This window comes from Sphingomonas daechungensis (assembly GCF_039543105.1).
Taxonomy (GTDB): domain Bacteria; phylum Pseudomonadota; class Alphaproteobacteria; order Sphingomonadales; family Sphingomonadaceae; genus Sphingomicrobium; species Sphingomicrobium daechungense.
The window spans coordinates 2391233-2405005 of the sequence record NZ_BAABJC010000001.1 but is presented as its reverse complement, the minus strand read 5'-3'; the positions used below and the strand labels follow the sequence as shown (position 1 = coordinate 2405005).

Sequence of the window (13773 nt, the reverse complement as noted above, 5' to 3'; positions counted from 1 at the left end):
CCACCCAAAGCAGCCATTCCGCTAACGCCCGAGAATCTGATCCACCAGCGCGCGGACGTTGCCGAAGCTGCTCGACGCGATGCCATCCGCGCCCTTCGTACCGGCGGGAACCCAGCCGCGTTCGAAGCCGAGCTTGGCGGCTTCCTTGAGCCGTAGACCGGCGTGCGCGACCTGGCGGACTTCGCCGGACAAGGCGATCTCGCCGAAAGTGATGCACTCGTTCGGGATCGGCCGTTCGGTCAGCGCGGATATCAGGGCCGCCGCCACGGCGAGGTCGGCGGCGGGGTCGGTCAGGCGATAGCCGCCGGCGACGTTGAGATAGACTTCCGCCGACGCGAAGCTGAGGCCGCAGCGCGCTTCGAGGACAGCGAGGATCATGGCGAGGCGGCCGCTGTCCCACCCGACGGCCGCGCGTCGCGGCGTTGCGCCTGAGGCGAGGCGGACGGTCAAAGCCTGGATTTCGACAAGCACCGGGCGGCTGCCTTCCAGCGCTGGGAAGATACTGGTGCCGCTAACCGGCTCGCCGCGTTGGGTGAGGAAGAGGACCGACGGGTTCGGGACTTCGGTCAGCCCTTCGCGCTCCATCGCGAACACGCCGATCTCGTCGGTGCCGCCGAAGCGGTTCTTCATCGCGCGGAGGATGCGGTACTGGTGGCTGCGCTCGCCTTCGAAGCTGAGCACCGTGTCGACCATATGCTCGAGCACGCGCGGGCCCGCGACAGTGCCGTCCTTGGTGACGTGGCCGACCAGGATCAGCGCGGTCCCATGCTCCTTGGCAAAGCGCACCAGCTCCTGCGCCGAAGCGCGGACCTGGCTCACCGTGCCGGGCGCGCCCTCGATCAAATCGGAGTGCATGGTCTGGATGGAGTCGATGACCAGCAGGTCCGCGCCACCATTGTCGCCGAGCGTGGTCAGGATGTCACGGACCGACGTCGCCGCCGCCAGCCGCACCGGAGCCTTGCCGAGCCCGAGACGAACGGCGCGCAGCCGCACCTGTTCTGCGGACTCCTCGCCCGACACGTAGATGACGTTACGGCCCTTGCTCGCGAGGTCGGCGCAGACCTGAAGCAGCAGGGTCGACTTGCCGATGCCGGGGTCGCCGCCGACCAGCATTGCCGAGCCGGGGACGATGCCGCCGCCGATGGCGCGGTCGAATTCGGTGATGCCGGTGCCGATCCGCTCCGGCAGCGCGACCGGATGGTCGAGGCCGACAAGCTGAATCTGCCGCCCGCCGCCCTGGAGGTTGTGCTTGGCTGCAAAGATGCTGGAGACCTCCGCGGCCTCCTGCACCAACGTGTTCCATTCGGCGCAGTCGGTGCACTGCCCTTGCCAGCGGCTGGAGACGGAGCCGCAAGCTTGGCAGACGTACCGGGTCTTGGGCTTGGCCATACTTATTCCTCCCCGGCACGGGGAGGGGGACCGGCCGCAGGCTGGTGGAGGGGGCCCACGTCCGCGCTTGATACAATCCGGCGAATTACGGCGTCGAGATCTTCGAGAACGGCACGAGCCGGAATGCGCAGAACGCCAAAGCCTTCCCGGACGAGCAGCGCGTCGCGTGCAGCATCTCGCCGAGGCTGATCGCCAAAGCTATTCCCTTCTCCATCAACCTCCACGATCAAACGCCGGTCAAGACATGCAAAGTCCACCGCGATCGGACCGATCGGAAACTGACGCCTGAACTTTAGTCCGTTCGGACGCTTTCGAAGAGCCTGCCACAGGAGAACCTCCGGCAAGGTCAGCTCTCGCCGCAGGCGGCGTGCGCGCTTAACCTGCTTGATTGGTGCGCGGAGGAGGCCTGGGCCCCCTCCACCATGCTGCGCATGGTCCCCCTCCCCGGTTCGGGGAGGAATTTGCGTCATCTCCATGCGTTCAGCGTACTAGAACAAAGCACGAACGAGAAGCGCCTAAAATACCGCTTCCGCCTTGCTGCCCATCATCTGCTGGCGGACCAGCGGGATGGGTGGGCCGCCGAAGCTGAGGAATTGGTCGTGGAAGTCCTTCCACGCCTTCTGCCCGCCACGGCTGGCCGTCCAGTCGTCGCGGAGCTTGCGGATCATCAGCTTGCCCATGGTGTAGTTGAGGTAGCCCGGATCGTACGTCCCGCGCGCCGCCTGCTGCTTCGCATTGCCCTCGTCCTGGTAGCATTCGTTGCGGAACAGGTCGTAGCTTTGCTGCTGGGTCATCGATCCGGTGTGCATTCCGATTGAGGAAAGGAAGCGGCAGTCGCGCAGAAGCGCGTTCGAGATCTGGCCGATGAGAACCTCGTCCGTGCCGCCGCCGACACCCGCCTGGCGCATCATCTCCTCGGTGTAGTGGGCCCAGCCTTCGGCAAAGGCGTAACCGACGAACAGGCGGCCGAACATGTTCTTGGACCGGTTGGCGTGGAGGAAGTTGAGGAAGTGGCCCGGCCAAACCTCGTGCACCGATGTGAACAGGAGGTCCGACTTGCCCGGGATGTAGGCGTCCTGCATCGCCTTGGTCCAGGTCGGGTCCGGCGGCGCGATGTAATAGACGGACGGGAGGTTCTTTTCGTACGGCCCCGGGATGTTGATGTAGGCCGCGTTCTGCCGGTTGTAGGGCGGCGCTTCCTCGACCTTGGCCTCTTCCGGCCCGGGGATGCTGACGATGTTCTTGTCGATCAGGAACTGCTTCAGCATCGGCAGCTGCCGGCGGGCCTCGGCGACCGGCCCGCCTTCGGGCTTGTCGGCATTCATCTTGTCCATGCAGGCCGGGATCGTCGCGCCGGGCGCGTAGCGGGCGCAGGCTTCCTTCAGCAGCTTCTGGTTGGACTCGAGGTCGGCTCGCCCGATCTTCTCGAGCTCCTCGACCGGCGTCGCCACCATTTCGGTGTCGGCCAGCATTCGCTGGTATTTGGCCTTGCCGAGCGCGAAGTTCGGCTTGGCGGACGAGCGCTGCCCTTCGACCCAGGCGACCGTCTCCTTCATCGCGGTCACGGCCTTGTCGGTCGCGGCCTGAAGCGCCTTCTGGTCCTCGTCGGTGCCGACGCCTTTCCACGCGGCCATGCCGTCGGCCGGATAATATTCGGCGAAGCCGCCGAACGCATTCTTGGCATAGTCGACGAAGCTGATCGGCATCGGGGTGCGGATGTTGGCGCGCATCTGCTCGGCGGCGCGCGGGACGTTCTCAAGGAACTTGATGTACGACCGCAGCCTCTGCTCCTCCGAAGCATAGGGCACGGTGATGTAAACCGAGGGGTCAAGCGCGCCGAGGTAGGACGCAGGATTGGTGTGTGGCTGGTCGGCGCCTTCCGAGTCGATCCAGAACAATTGGCCCTTGGCGACGGCGACGAGATAGTCGCGTTCGTATTGCTGTTCCTTCGTCAGCTTGTCGTTGCCGAACGCCTCGGCGTCGGTGATCGCCTTTTTCAGGCGGGCGACCTCGGCATCGATCCCGGCCTGCGAAAGATCGGAGATCTGCCCGTCGAATTCGTGGCGGCCCTGCGCGACGGCAAAGCCGGGATTGGCCTTGAAGGTCGCCTCGATGAAGCTGTTGACGAAGCCCGGCCAGTCGGCGGACGGCGTTGCCGCCGCAGTCCCCGCCTGATTGGAATTGTCCTGCACCTGGCAGCTCGCCAGAGCCACCGCCGCAACCGCAACCGAAGCGACCAGAATTCTTCGCATGAATCTCTCTCCCTTGAGGGTGCATCGCGTAAAGCTCGCGCCGAACAACAGCAAGCGCGGTGCGATTGCGCACCCGCCATGCCGCCTCTAGGTGCAAGGCGTGATCCCTGCCCCTTTGCGTATCGCGGACTACCGGTCCTACTGGTTTTCCCGCCTGGCCACGACCATTGCCCAGATGGCGATGGTCATCGTCATCGGCTGGCAGGTCTATGACATCGCCCGCGAGACGATGTCGATCCGCGATGCGGCGTTCCAGCTTGGCCTCGTCGGCCTGATCCAGTTCGTGCCCCTGTTCGTCCTGACGCCGATCAGCGGCTGGACCGCCGACCGGCTCGACCGCCGGTACATCGCCCGGGCGGTTGTTTCGCTGGAGTTCGTCTGCGCGCTCATCCTGTTCTGGGCGACCTGGGGCGGGTTCATCAGCATTCCCATCCTGTTCGGAGTCGCGGCGTTGCTTGGGGTTGCGCGAGCCTTCGCCGGTCCGGCGCTCGGAGCTTTGGCGCCGAACCTGGTTCCAAAGGAAATCCTGCCGCAGGCGATCGCCTTGAGCTCCGCCGCATGGCAGGCCGGCGCCATCGCCGGTCCGGCCCTCGGCGGCATCCTCTACGATTTCCACCCGCAGATCCCCTACGCCTTCAGTGCGATCCTGTTTGCCTTCGCCACGATCTGCCTGTTCACCATCGGCCCAATTGCGCGGGCGCCGCTCAAGCCTGGAAGCCCGATCAAGCAAATGGCGGACGGCCTCGCCTATGTTCGCCGCAACCGCCTGGTGCTCGGTGCGATCACGCTCGACCTTTTCGCTGTGCTCCTCGGCGGCGTGACGGCCATGCTGCCGGTCTATGCCCGCGACATCCTGCAGGTCGGCGCGGACGGGCTTGGGCCACTGCGCGCGGCGCCGGCCGTTGGAGCGACGCTTACCGCGATCTTCTTTTCCGTCCGGCCGTTGAAGACCGACGTCGGGGTCAAGATGCTGTCCGCAGTCATCGTCTTCGGCGCGGCGACCGCGATCTTCGGCTTTTCGACCAGCTACCCGCTGTCCCTGGCGATGCTCGCGACGCTGGGAGCGGCGGACATGTTCTCGGTCTACATCCGCCAGTCGCTGATCCAGCTCCACACGCCCGACGAGATGCGCGGCCGCGTTTCCGCCGTGTCGACGCTGGCGATCTCGGCATCCAACGAGCTCGGCGAAACCCGCAGCGGGTTCACCGCCGCCTTGCTCGGTCCGGTCGCCGCGACGGTTGCGGGAGGTATCGCCGCAATCTGCGTCACCTTGATCTGGGCCGGACTGTTCCCCGAGCTTCGCAAGGCGCGGACCTTCGAACTTCCAGAGCCTGCACCCGAAGAAGCAGACGTCGTCGCAAGTGGTGTATAGGCGACCGCTTGCAAGACTGGATCATCGACCCGACCTAGCCGCCTCGACCCAAAGGAGACCCTCGGCATGAAAGCCAACACCGTCCTCGAGACCATCGGCAATACGCCGCACATCCGCATCAACCGCCTGTTCGGCGACAAGGCGGAGGTCTGGATCAAGTCCGAGCGGTCGAACCCAGGCGCGTCGATCAAAGACCGCATCGCCCTCGCGATGGTCGAGGATGCAGAGCAGTCCGGCAAGCTGAAGCCGGGCGGCGTGATCGTCGAGCCGACCTCGGGCAACACCGGTATCGGCCTCGCCATGGTCGCCGCGGTCAAGGGCTATCGCCTGATCCTGGTCATGCCCGACAGCATGAGCATCGAGCGCCGCCGGCTGATGCTTTCCTACGGTGCCGAGTTCGAACTGACACCGCGCGAAAAGGGCATGAAGGGATCGATCGCCCGCGCCCAGGAAATCATCGCATCGACGCCCAACTCGTGGATGCCGCAGCAGTTCGAAAATCCCGCGAACCTCGAAGTTCATCGCCGCACGACGGCGCAGGAAATCCTGCGCGATTTCGGCGACAGCCCTCCCGATGTCCTGATCACCGGCGTCGGCACTGGCGGCCACATCACCGGCTGCGCCGACATCCTCAAGAAAGCCTGGCCGAACCTTAAGGTCTATGCGGTCGAGCCGACCCTTTCGCCGGTCCTGTCCGGCGGCGATCCGGGCCCGCACCCCATCCAGGGAATCGGCGCGGGATTTATCCCTGCCATCATGGATACCAATTTGCTTGACGGCGTAATCCAGGTGACCCCCGACGACGCGAAGGAAATGGCGCGGCGATCGGCGCGCGAAGAAGGGCTGCTGGTCGGCATTTCTTCCGGCGCGACGCTTGCGGCAATCAAGCAGAAGCTACCGGAATTGGGCGAGAATTCGCGAGTCCTGGGCTTCAACTACGACACCGGCGAGCGCTATTTGTCGGTCGCGGACTTCCTGCCTGAAGAAAAATAGTTAATCGCCGCTAACCACGTTTCTTACGCGGGCCATTAAGGCCTGCGGGCGTATGGGCCTTTGCATCAAGCGGGACGATCCCGCAGCAAAGGCCCAGGAATGCGCAGAGCTCGCTTCGCAAGAGCAGTTGAAAAAACCGGATCGCAGAAGACCAGCATCTCGATCAGCGAGGCGCTGTGGTTCGGCCTTCGCTCTCCCGAGACGAGTGACGAAGCATCGCTGTCGGATTGGCGAGTCACGGGCCTGGAGCTCGTGCCGGTCCTCCTTGGCGTGACTCACATTCTCGTCACCAGCGCTTGCATGTTCCTGTTCAAATCGCGCGGTGTCGGCCTGTCGGCGGACAACCCCATCATTCCTGCCGCGCTAGCCATCCTTATCGACGTCCTGGCGGCCGCCGTCCTCTACAACCGCAAGCGGCTCAACATTCCTTCCCACGCAGTCGTTCGCGGCCTGTGTGTGTATTTGACCGTCGCCGGCCTGATCTGGACCTGGTTTGGCTGGGCGATCCAGGACGACAGCTTCCTCTATCCGATGGCGGCTGCACCGATCGCGATGAGCGCCGGAATCGCGATGGGCGCGGTCGTGTCGATCCAGTCGCCGCCGTTGATCATCGTCAACATGATTACCTCGGCCTTCGCCGCTGTCGCGCTGTCCGAGGGTTCGCTGGTGCCGCTGGCAGTTGCCGCTCTGTCGCTGACCCTGGTCGCATACAGCATCGCCGGATCGCGCTCGTTCATCGCCGCCGGCCGGAAGCGGCTCAACCTCGACGCAGAAGCGCGCAAGGCGCTCAACTTCGTCGAGGAATTCGAGAACAGCGGGCGCGGCTGGTTCTGGGAAACCAATGGCGAGGGCACCCTTTCCTACGTGTCGCAGCAGCTTGCCGACGACTTCCAGTGCGAAGCGCCCGAACTTCTCGGCCGCCAGTTCACCGATCTGCTGTCGGTCGACACCAGCTCCGGAGCGAACGAGGAACGCAAGACTTTGGGCTTCCATCTGTCGGCGCGCTTCCCCTTCTCGGACGTGATCGTCAGCGCCGCCAGCGACGAGGACATTCACTGGTCGCTGTCGGGCAACCCCATTTTCGACGAGCGCGGCCGCTTCCTTGGCTTCCGCGGCATCGGCACCGACCTCACCGAGCAGCGCCGTTCCGAGCAGGAAATTACTCGCCTGGCACGCTTCGATTCGCTGACAGGCCTGCCGAACCGAGCAATGATGCGCCAGACTCTCGACGAGGCGCTGCGCAACGCGACGAACCGGCAGAAGGGCTGCGCGCTCTTCCTCATCGACCTCGATCGATTCAAGAACGTCAACGACACACTCGGCCACCCGGTTGGCGACGCACTCCTGCGACAGGTCGCCGATCGCCTGAAATCGGTGATGGGCGAGCACGGGCAGGTTGGGCGCCTTGGCGGCGACGAATTCAAGGCGGTGCTACCGGGAACGGTCGACATCGGGCTGCTGGAATCGCTCGCCCGAACCCTGATCGAGCAGGTCTCGCGCCCCTACAGCATCGAAGGTCACCGCGTGGTGATCGGTGCGTCGGTCGGCATTTCGATCGGCGACCCGGGCCGCTGCACCGCCGACAGCCTCGTCCGCGACGCCGACCTTGCGCTCTATGCGGCGAAGGGTGCGGGACGCGGCAAGCATTGCTTCTACGAAGCCTCGATGCACTCCGAAGCGTCAGACCGCCAGGTGCTCGAAAACGACTTGCGGCAGGCGATCGACAAGGGCGAGCTTTGGGTCGCCTACCAACCTATCGTCAGCGCGGCCGGTGAAGACGTCTGTGGCTTCGAGGCCTTGGTGCGCTGGAACCATCCTCTGCGCGGCAAGATCTCGCCCGAAAAGTTCATCCCGCTCGCCGAGGAATGCGGCCTCATCGGCCGGATTGGCACCTGGGTGCTGGAAACGGCGCTGGAGGAAGCGTCCAAGTGGCCGGACTCAGTGCGGATCGCCATCAACCTGTCGCCGATCCAGTTCAACGACCCCAACATCGTCGAGATCGTCTCGAACGCCATTGCGCGCACCAATGTCCGCGCGAGCCGGGTGGAGCTGGAGATCACCGAGGGCGTGTTCCTTGCCGAGGGCGACACCACCGATGAAACGTTCGCCAAGCTCAAGGACCTCGGCGTTCGCCTCGCGCTGGACGATTTCGGAACGGGCTATTCCTCGCTCGGCTATTTGAAGAAGGCGCCGTTCGACAAGATCAAGATCGACCAGAGCTTCGTTCGCGGCGCCGCGTCCACAACCAGTCGCAACAGCGCCATCATCCGCGCCATTGTGACATTGGCCGAGAGCCTGCAGATGGACACCTGCGCCGAGGGCGTCGAAACTCACGACGACCTCCAGCTGATCCGCGAGCTTGGCGTCAGCCACGTGCAGGGCTTCATCTTCGGCCGGCCGGTCGAAGGCCTCGAAGCCCGCGAGCTTGCGGCGAAGGCGGTAGTCGTCGCCGACGGCTTCCAGTGCCTTCGCGAGCCGCGCCAGCGCCTGATGCGCCGCGCGATGGCGTCGATCGACGGCAAGGTTCAGGAAGTCCGCCTGCGCAACATCTCGATCATGGGCGCGCTGGTCGAGTGCGACGTATCCGTCGCTCCGGGCACGCGCGTTGCGATGGATATCGTCGGCGCCGGTCCGGTCGAGGGCATCGTACGCTGGGCGCAGGCCGGCAAGTTCGGCCTGCAGTTCACGAACGCGTTCCAGATGTCGCGGCTGGCTCCGAAGAAGCAGAAGCTCAACGACGTCCAGATGCTTTCGCCCTGGTACGTCGAGAAGAAGGCGTCCGCCTAGAACGCCTCTTCCGGGAGCTTCATCACGGCTTCCGCACCCGCTTCCACCTGACGACGCAGCGATCCGGCCAGCGGAAGCTCGCGCTCGGCGTAGAAGCGGGCGGTGATCAGCTTGGCCTCGTGAAAGTCGCGGTCGGCTGACCCGTTGGCGGCGAGCGGTCCCGAAACCTGGACCATCTTCAGCCACATCCAGCCGAGGACGACGAGGCCCATCAGCTTCATGTACGCATAGGCGCCCGCGCCGGCATTGTCGGGGTCGGCCATGCCGTTCTGGGCCAGCCACATGGTCGCGCGCTGAAGCTCACCGACCGCAGGCTCGAGCGCCGCACCCATCCCAGCCGGATCGCCGGCTGCCTTGGCCGCCGCAATGTCCTCGGCCAACGCCGCGAACAAAGCGCGGACCGCGCGGCCGCCGTTCTGCGCCAGCTTGCGGCCGACGAGGTCCATCGCCTGGATGCCGTTGGTGCCCTCGTAAATCTGGGCGATGCGGGCGTCGCGGACGAACTGCTCCATGCCATGCTCGCGGATGTAGCCGTGACCGCCGAACACCTGCTGGCCGAGCACCGCAGCCTCGAAGCCCTTGTCGGTGAGATAGCCCTTGATGACCGGGGTGATCAGAGAGACGAGATCGTCCGCCGCCTCACGCTCTTCCTCGGTCGCCGCTTTCCGCGAAAGGTCGACCTGGAGCGCGCCCCACAGGATTAGCGCCCGCGCCGCCTGGTTGAAGGTCCGCATCTCCATCAGCATCCGCCGCACGTCCGGGTGGACGAACAAGGGATCGGCCTTGGCGTTCTGATCCCAAGCGTCCTTGTGGAGGCCGCGGCCCTGCCGCCGCTCGCGAGCGTAAGTGACGGCGTTCTGGTAAGCGACCTCGCCCTGCGCAAGACCCTGGAGGCCGACGCCGAGGCGCGCGGCGTTCATCATGATGAACATCGCCGCAAGGCCCTTCTCCGCCTCACCGACGAGATAGCCCTTGGCGCCGTCGTAATTCATCACGCAGGTCGAATTGCCGTGGATGCCCATCTTCTTTTCGAGAGAGCCGCAGCTGACCTTGTTGCGCTCGCCGAGCGATCCGTCGTCGTTGACGAGGAACTTCGGAACGAGGAACAGCGAAATGCCTTTCACATTGTCCGGCGCGCCCGCGATCTTGGCGATCACCATGTGGATGATGTTCTCGCTAAGGTCGTGCTCGCCCGAAGAGATGAAAATCTTGGTGCCGGTCAGCGAATAGGTGCCGTCCGGGTTCGGGTCGGCGCGGGTCTTGAGCAAGCCGAGGTCGGTTCCGCAATGCGGCTCGGTCAGGTTCATCGTGCCGGTCCAGCGGCCCGAGACCATGTTCGGAAGGTACTTCGCCTTCTGCTCGTCGGTGCCCTTTACCAGCAACGCGGCGATCGCGCCCTGGGTCAGGCCGTTGTACATTTCGAAGCTGTGGTTGGCCGAGCAGAGGAACTCGGAAATCGCGGTCGACACCACGTGCGGCATGCCCTGTCCGCCGAACTCTTCAGGCGCCGACAGCGTCGTCCAGCCATTGGCGACGAACTGGTCCCAGGCGTCCTTAAAACCTGGAGGCGTGGTCACCGACCCATCGTCGTTGCGGTGGCAGCCTTCCTCGTCGCCGACGCGGTTCAGCGGCTGAAGCACTTCCTCGCAGAACTTGCCGCCTTCCTCCAGGACCGCCTGCACCAGGTCCGGAGTCGCATTCGCGAAGCCCGGCAGGTTCGAGTAGCGGCCGATCTGCAGCACGTCCTCGAGGATGAAACGCGTTTCGCGCACGGGCGCTGTGTAGGTCGGCATGTCTAGCTGTCCTTTGTCAGGCGGTCGTCGAGGAAGACGCAGAACTCTTCGAGCTCCGCGAGGGTGGCGTCGATGTCCTTCTTCTGGCGATGAAGCGCGTCGATGCGATCCCGGCAGCGATCGCGGGTCGCGAGCATCTGCGTGTGCTGCTGGTCGCCGATATCGTAGAGGTCGAGCAGTTCGCGAATGTCGTTGAGGCTGAAGCCAACCGACTTTCCGCGCAGGATCCAGGTCAGGCGCGCGCGGTCGCGGTCGGTGTAAAGCCGAGTCGTCCCACGCCGTTCGGGCGCAATCAGCTCTTCGTCTTCGTAGAATCGAAGCGCACGAGCGGTGACGCTGTAGTCGTCACACATCTCCCCGATCGAATAGTAACGCCTCTCCGCGTCCATGCGGCGGCCTATGCTTTACGTTCACGTAAACGTCAACTCCCGTGAGGATTTCATTTCAACGGTCGGCGGGGGGCGACAAACGAAAAGGTGACACCTATATGACGGGCCTTAGCAGCGCTGGCCGGGAACGATGCTGACCACAAATCCTTTTGAGTCCCTCGACGGGGACAAACTGCACGAAGAGTGCGGAATCTTCGGCATCTGGGGTGCCGACAACGCCGCGAGCTTCGTTGCTCTTGGGCTTCACGCCCTCCAGCATCGCGGCCAGGAGGCGGCAGGCGTCACCAGCTATGATGGTGCGCATTTCCACTCCCACCGCGCGATGGGCCACGTCGCCGGCAACTTCGACCGCGACGAGGTCATGCGCAGGCTGCCCGGTCGTGCCGCGATCGGTCATGTTCGCTATTCGACCACCGGCGAGACGGCGCTGCGCAACGTCCAGCCGCTTTACGCCGAGCTGAACGATGGAGGCTTCGCGGTCGGCCACAACGGCAATCTTTCGAACGCGATGAAGCTGCGGCGCACGCTCAACCGCCGCGGATCCATCTTCCAGTCAACCAGCGACACCGAGGTGATTATCCACCTCGTCGCCACCTCGCAGGCCGCAAGCCCGACCGACCGCCTGATCGATGCGCTGAAGCAGATCGAAGGCGCGTATTCGCTCGTCGTGCTGACCGAGGAGGGCCTGATCGCCTGCCGCGACCCGCTCGGCATTCGCCCGCTGGTGATGGGAAAGCTTGGCGAAGCCACCATCTTCGCGTCCGAGACTGTCGCGCTGGACGTGATCGGCGCAAGCTTCATCCGCGAGATCGATCCGGGCGAGCTGGTCATCGTCAACGGCAGCGGAATCCGCTCCTTCTGCCCGTTCGCGAAGGCAGACCCCCGCCCCTGTATCTTCGAGCACGTCTATTTCTCGCGGCCGGACTCCATCGCCGACGGCACCTCCGTCTACGAAGTGCGCAAGCGGATTGGCGCTGAGCTTTCGCGCGAAGCACCTGTCGAGGCTGACCTGGTCGTTCCTGTTCCCGACAGCGGCGTTCCGGCAGCCATCGGCTACAGCCAGGAGAGCGGAATCCCGTTCGAGCTGGGAATCATCCGCTCGCACTATGTCGGCCGGACCTTCATCCAGCCGAGCCAGGAAGTCCGCCACCTCGGCGTGAAGCTGAAGCACAATGCCAATTCGGCGCTCATTCGCGGCAAGCGCGTCGTATTGATCGACGACAGCATCGTTCGCGGCACGACCAGCGTGAAGATCGTGCAGATGATGCGCGACGCCGGTGCCCGTGAAGTGCACATGCGCATCGCCTCGCCGCCAACCAAGTTCAGCTGCTTCTACGGCGTCGACACGCCCGAGCGCGCCAAGCTGCTCGCCGCACAGATGAGCGTCGAGGCGATGGCCGATTACATCAACGCCGACAGCCTGGCGTTCATTTCGATCGATGGCCTCTATCGCGCGCTCGGCGACAATCGCGACCCGGCGCAGCCGCAGCGTTGCGATGCCTGCTTCACCGGCGATTACCCCACACGCCTGACCGACGTCGAAGAGAACGACCCGGCCGCGACGCTGGCTTTGGCCGCGGCGCGCTAATTCGTCATTGCGAGCGAAGCGAAGCAATCCAGCGCGAAAGTGGATTGCTTCGTCGCTTCGCTCCTCGCAATGACGGCAACCTATGACTGAAACCAAACCCCTTTCCGGGAAACTCGCGCTCGTCACCGGGGCAAGCCGCGGCATTGGCGCCGCGACCGCCGAGGCGCTCGCCCGCGAAGGGGCGCACGTCCTGCTCGTCGCCCGCACCGCAAGCGCGTTGGAGGAGGTCGAGGAGCGCATTCACCAGGCCGGTGGAAGCGCGACGATTGCGCCGCTCGACCTCACCGACGGCGAAGGCATCGGCAAGCTCGGAGCCGCCGTCGCGGAGCGTTGGGGGCAGCTCGACGTGCTGGTGCTCAACGCGGCCATGCTCGGGTCGCTGACCCCTGTCGAGCATATCGATCCCAAGGAATATTCGCGGATCCTGACGCTCAATGTCGGATCGAGCCAGGCACTGATTGCGGCCTTCGACCCGATCCTTCGCAAGGCCGAGCGCGCGGACGTGATCGGTGTGACTTCGAGTGTCGGGCACGAGCCCCGCGCCTTCTGGGGCGCATACGGATCGTCGAAAGCCGGGCTTGAAAACCTGCTCGGCTCCTATGCCGACGAGACCGAGCACACCAAGCGCATCCGCGTCCACATCGTCGATCCGGGCGCCACGCGCACCCGGATGCGACAGCTGGCCTTCCCGGGCGAGGAGCCGGAGAGCGTCAAGCCGCCCGAGGTCGTCGCCGAGTTCATCCTCGGCCGAGTGCTTTCCGATGCCCCGACCGGCGAATTGGTGAGAGCGCCTGACGCCTGACATAACGCCGGTATCGCCGAGCCGCGCTGAAGCCGCGACCGGGCGAACTTCACTGCCCCAGCCGAAGGTCTATCCTCCGCGCAATCGAGTGGAGGGTTGCGTCATGGGTTGGATGATTGGGCGGACGGCGGCTTTGGCCGACCCGCAGGCCGCAAGAAAGAAAGCGATCGACAAGTTGAAGCTCCTCGCCGAGCTCGACGATCCGGAGAGCGTGGTCGTACCGATCCTGCTCGACGCGCTGCTGATGGTGGAATCCTATCGCGGTGCGCGGCACCAGATCAGCTTTCTTCCGGAGCTGACGGAAAGCGTCGATGCGCTGCTGCGCGAAGTGACCATCGTCGAGAAATCGAAGGAGTGGGCGAAAGCGTCGTAACCGCCGCTGGAGCTTCCGCCGCTTTGCGTTAGGCT

At 64.7% G+C, this 13773-nt stretch carries 11 protein-coding genes; 6 read left to right on the top strand and 5 right to left on the bottom strand.

What is annotated here, in order from left to right; genetic code table 11:
* Positions 1-21: 21 nt before the first annotated feature.
* Genes radA through ABD928_RS12500 form a run of 3 tightly spaced genes read right to left on the bottom strand, consistent with a single transcriptional unit; the run spans position 22 to position 3641 of the window.
* The gene (radA, locus tag ABD928_RS12510) at positions 22-1389 is read right to left on the bottom strand and encodes a DNA repair protein RadA (RefSeq protein ID WP_345169259.1); all 1368 of its coding nucleotides are present in this window, start codon (positions 1387-1389) and stop codon (positions 22-24) included.
* Between the two features lie 2 nt (positions 1390-1391).
* A complete protein-coding gene (locus ABD928_RS12505; protein ID WP_345170207.1) occupies positions 1392-1859 on the bottom strand; it encodes an endonuclease domain-containing protein in 468 nt (155 codons plus the stop codon).
* A 45-nt stretch (positions 1860-1904) separates the two neighbouring features.
* Complete coding sequence (locus tag ABD928_RS12500) at positions 1905-3641, bottom strand: DUF885 domain-containing protein (protein ID WP_345169257.1); 1737 nt, start codon at positions 3639-3641, stop codon at positions 1905-1907.
* A 100-nt stretch (positions 3642-3741) separates the two neighbouring features.
* Between ABD928_RS12500 and ABD928_RS12495 the strand changes: the two genes are divergently transcribed.
* The 3 genes from ABD928_RS12495 (at position 3742) to ABD928_RS12485 (ending at position 8793) form a co-directional block, all read left to right on the top strand.
* Positions 3742-5013, top strand: coding sequence for an MFS transporter (locus tag ABD928_RS12495; protein WP_345169255.1), 1272 nt, complete (start codon positions 3742-3744; stop codon positions 5011-5013).
* A gap of 66 nt (positions 5014-5079) precedes the next feature.
* Positions 5080-6006 carry a cysteine synthase A gene (gene cysK, locus ABD928_RS12490; protein WP_187714973.1) on the top strand — a complete coding sequence of 309 codons (927 nt, stop codon included), beginning with the start codon at positions 5080-5082 and terminating at the stop codon, positions 6004-6006.
* A 99-nt stretch (positions 6007-6105) separates the two neighbouring features.
* A complete protein-coding gene (locus tag ABD928_RS12485) occupies positions 6106-8793 on the top strand; it encodes an EAL domain-containing protein (RefSeq protein ID WP_187714974.1) in 2688 nt (895 codons plus the stop codon).
* Here ABD928_RS12485 and ABD928_RS12480 read toward each other — a convergent pair.
* Together ABD928_RS12480 and ABD928_RS12475 are read right to left on the bottom strand one after the other, a co-directional pair.
* Complete coding sequence (locus ABD928_RS12480; protein ID WP_187714975.1) at positions 8790-10586, bottom strand: acyl-CoA dehydrogenase C-terminal domain-containing protein; 1797 nt, start codon at positions 10584-10586, stop codon at positions 8790-8792. The genes ABD928_RS12485 and ABD928_RS12480 overlap by 4 nt on opposite strands.
* A gap of 2 nt (positions 10587-10588) precedes the next feature.
* A complete protein-coding gene (locus ABD928_RS12475) occupies positions 10589-10975 on the bottom strand; it encodes a MerR family transcriptional regulator (protein WP_187714976.1) in 387 nt (128 codons plus the stop codon).
* A 130-nt stretch (positions 10976-11105) separates the two neighbouring features.
* Between ABD928_RS12475 and purF the strand changes: the two genes are divergently transcribed.
* The 3 genes from purF (at position 11106) to ABD928_RS12460 (ending at position 13738) form a co-directional block, all read left to right on the top strand.
* Positions 11106-12563 (top strand): amidophosphoribosyltransferase, encoded by a 1458-nt coding sequence (gene purF, locus ABD928_RS12470; RefSeq protein WP_345169251.1) that lies wholly within the window; start codon positions 11106-11108, stop codon positions 12561-12563.
* Between the two features lie 82 nt (positions 12564-12645).
* Positions 12646-13365 (top strand): SDR family NAD(P)-dependent oxidoreductase, encoded by a 720-nt coding sequence (locus ABD928_RS12465; protein ID WP_345169248.1) that lies wholly within the window; start codon positions 12646-12648, stop codon positions 13363-13365.
* Positions 13366-13468: 103 nt separating this feature from the next.
* Complete coding sequence (locus tag ABD928_RS12460; protein WP_187714977.1) at positions 13469-13738, top strand: hypothetical protein; 270 nt, start codon at positions 13469-13471, stop codon at positions 13736-13738.
* The last annotated feature ends 35 nt before the right edge of the window (positions 13739-13773 follow it).

What these genes read in the sequence shown, in the direction of transcription:
- ABD928_RS12505 (WP_345170207.1), bottom strand. Translation starts at nt 1,859, where the DNA reads ATGACGCAAATTCCTCCCCGAACCGGGGAGGGGGACCATGCGCAGCAT.
- ABD928_RS12480 (WP_187714975.1), bottom strand. Translation starts at nt 10,586, where the DNA reads ATGCCGACCTACACAGCGCCCGTGCGCGAAACGCGTTTCATCCTCGAG.
- purF (WP_345169251.1), top strand. Translation starts at nt 11,106, where the DNA reads ATGCTGACCACAAATCCTTTTGAGTCCCTCGACGGGGACAAACTGCAC.
- ABD928_RS12500 (WP_345169257.1), bottom strand. Translation starts at nt 3,641, where the DNA reads ATGCGAAGAATTCTGGTCGCTTCGGTTGCGGTTGCGGCGGTGGCTCTG.
- ABD928_RS12460 (WP_187714977.1), top strand. Translation starts at nt 13,469, where the DNA reads ATGGGTTGGATGATTGGGCGGACGGCGGCTTTGGCCGACCCGCAGGCC.
- ABD928_RS12475 (WP_187714976.1), bottom strand. Translation starts at nt 10,975, where the DNA reads ATGGACGCGGAGAGGCGTTACTATTCGATCGGGGAGATGTGTGACGAC.
- cysK (WP_187714973.1), top strand. Translation starts at nt 5,080, where the DNA reads ATGAAAGCCAACACCGTCCTCGAGACCATCGGCAATACGCCGCACATC.
- radA (WP_345169259.1), bottom strand. Translation starts at nt 1,389, where the DNA reads ATGGCCAAGCCCAAGACCCGGTACGTCTGCCAAGCTTGCGGCTCCGTC.
- ABD928_RS12465 (WP_345169248.1), top strand. Translation starts at nt 12,646, where the DNA reads ATGACTGAAACCAAACCCCTTTCCGGGAAACTCGCGCTCGTCACCGGG.
- ABD928_RS12485 (WP_187714974.1), top strand. Translation starts at nt 6,106, where the DNA reads ATGCGCAGAGCTCGCTTCGCAAGAGCAGTTGAAAAAACCGGATCGCAG.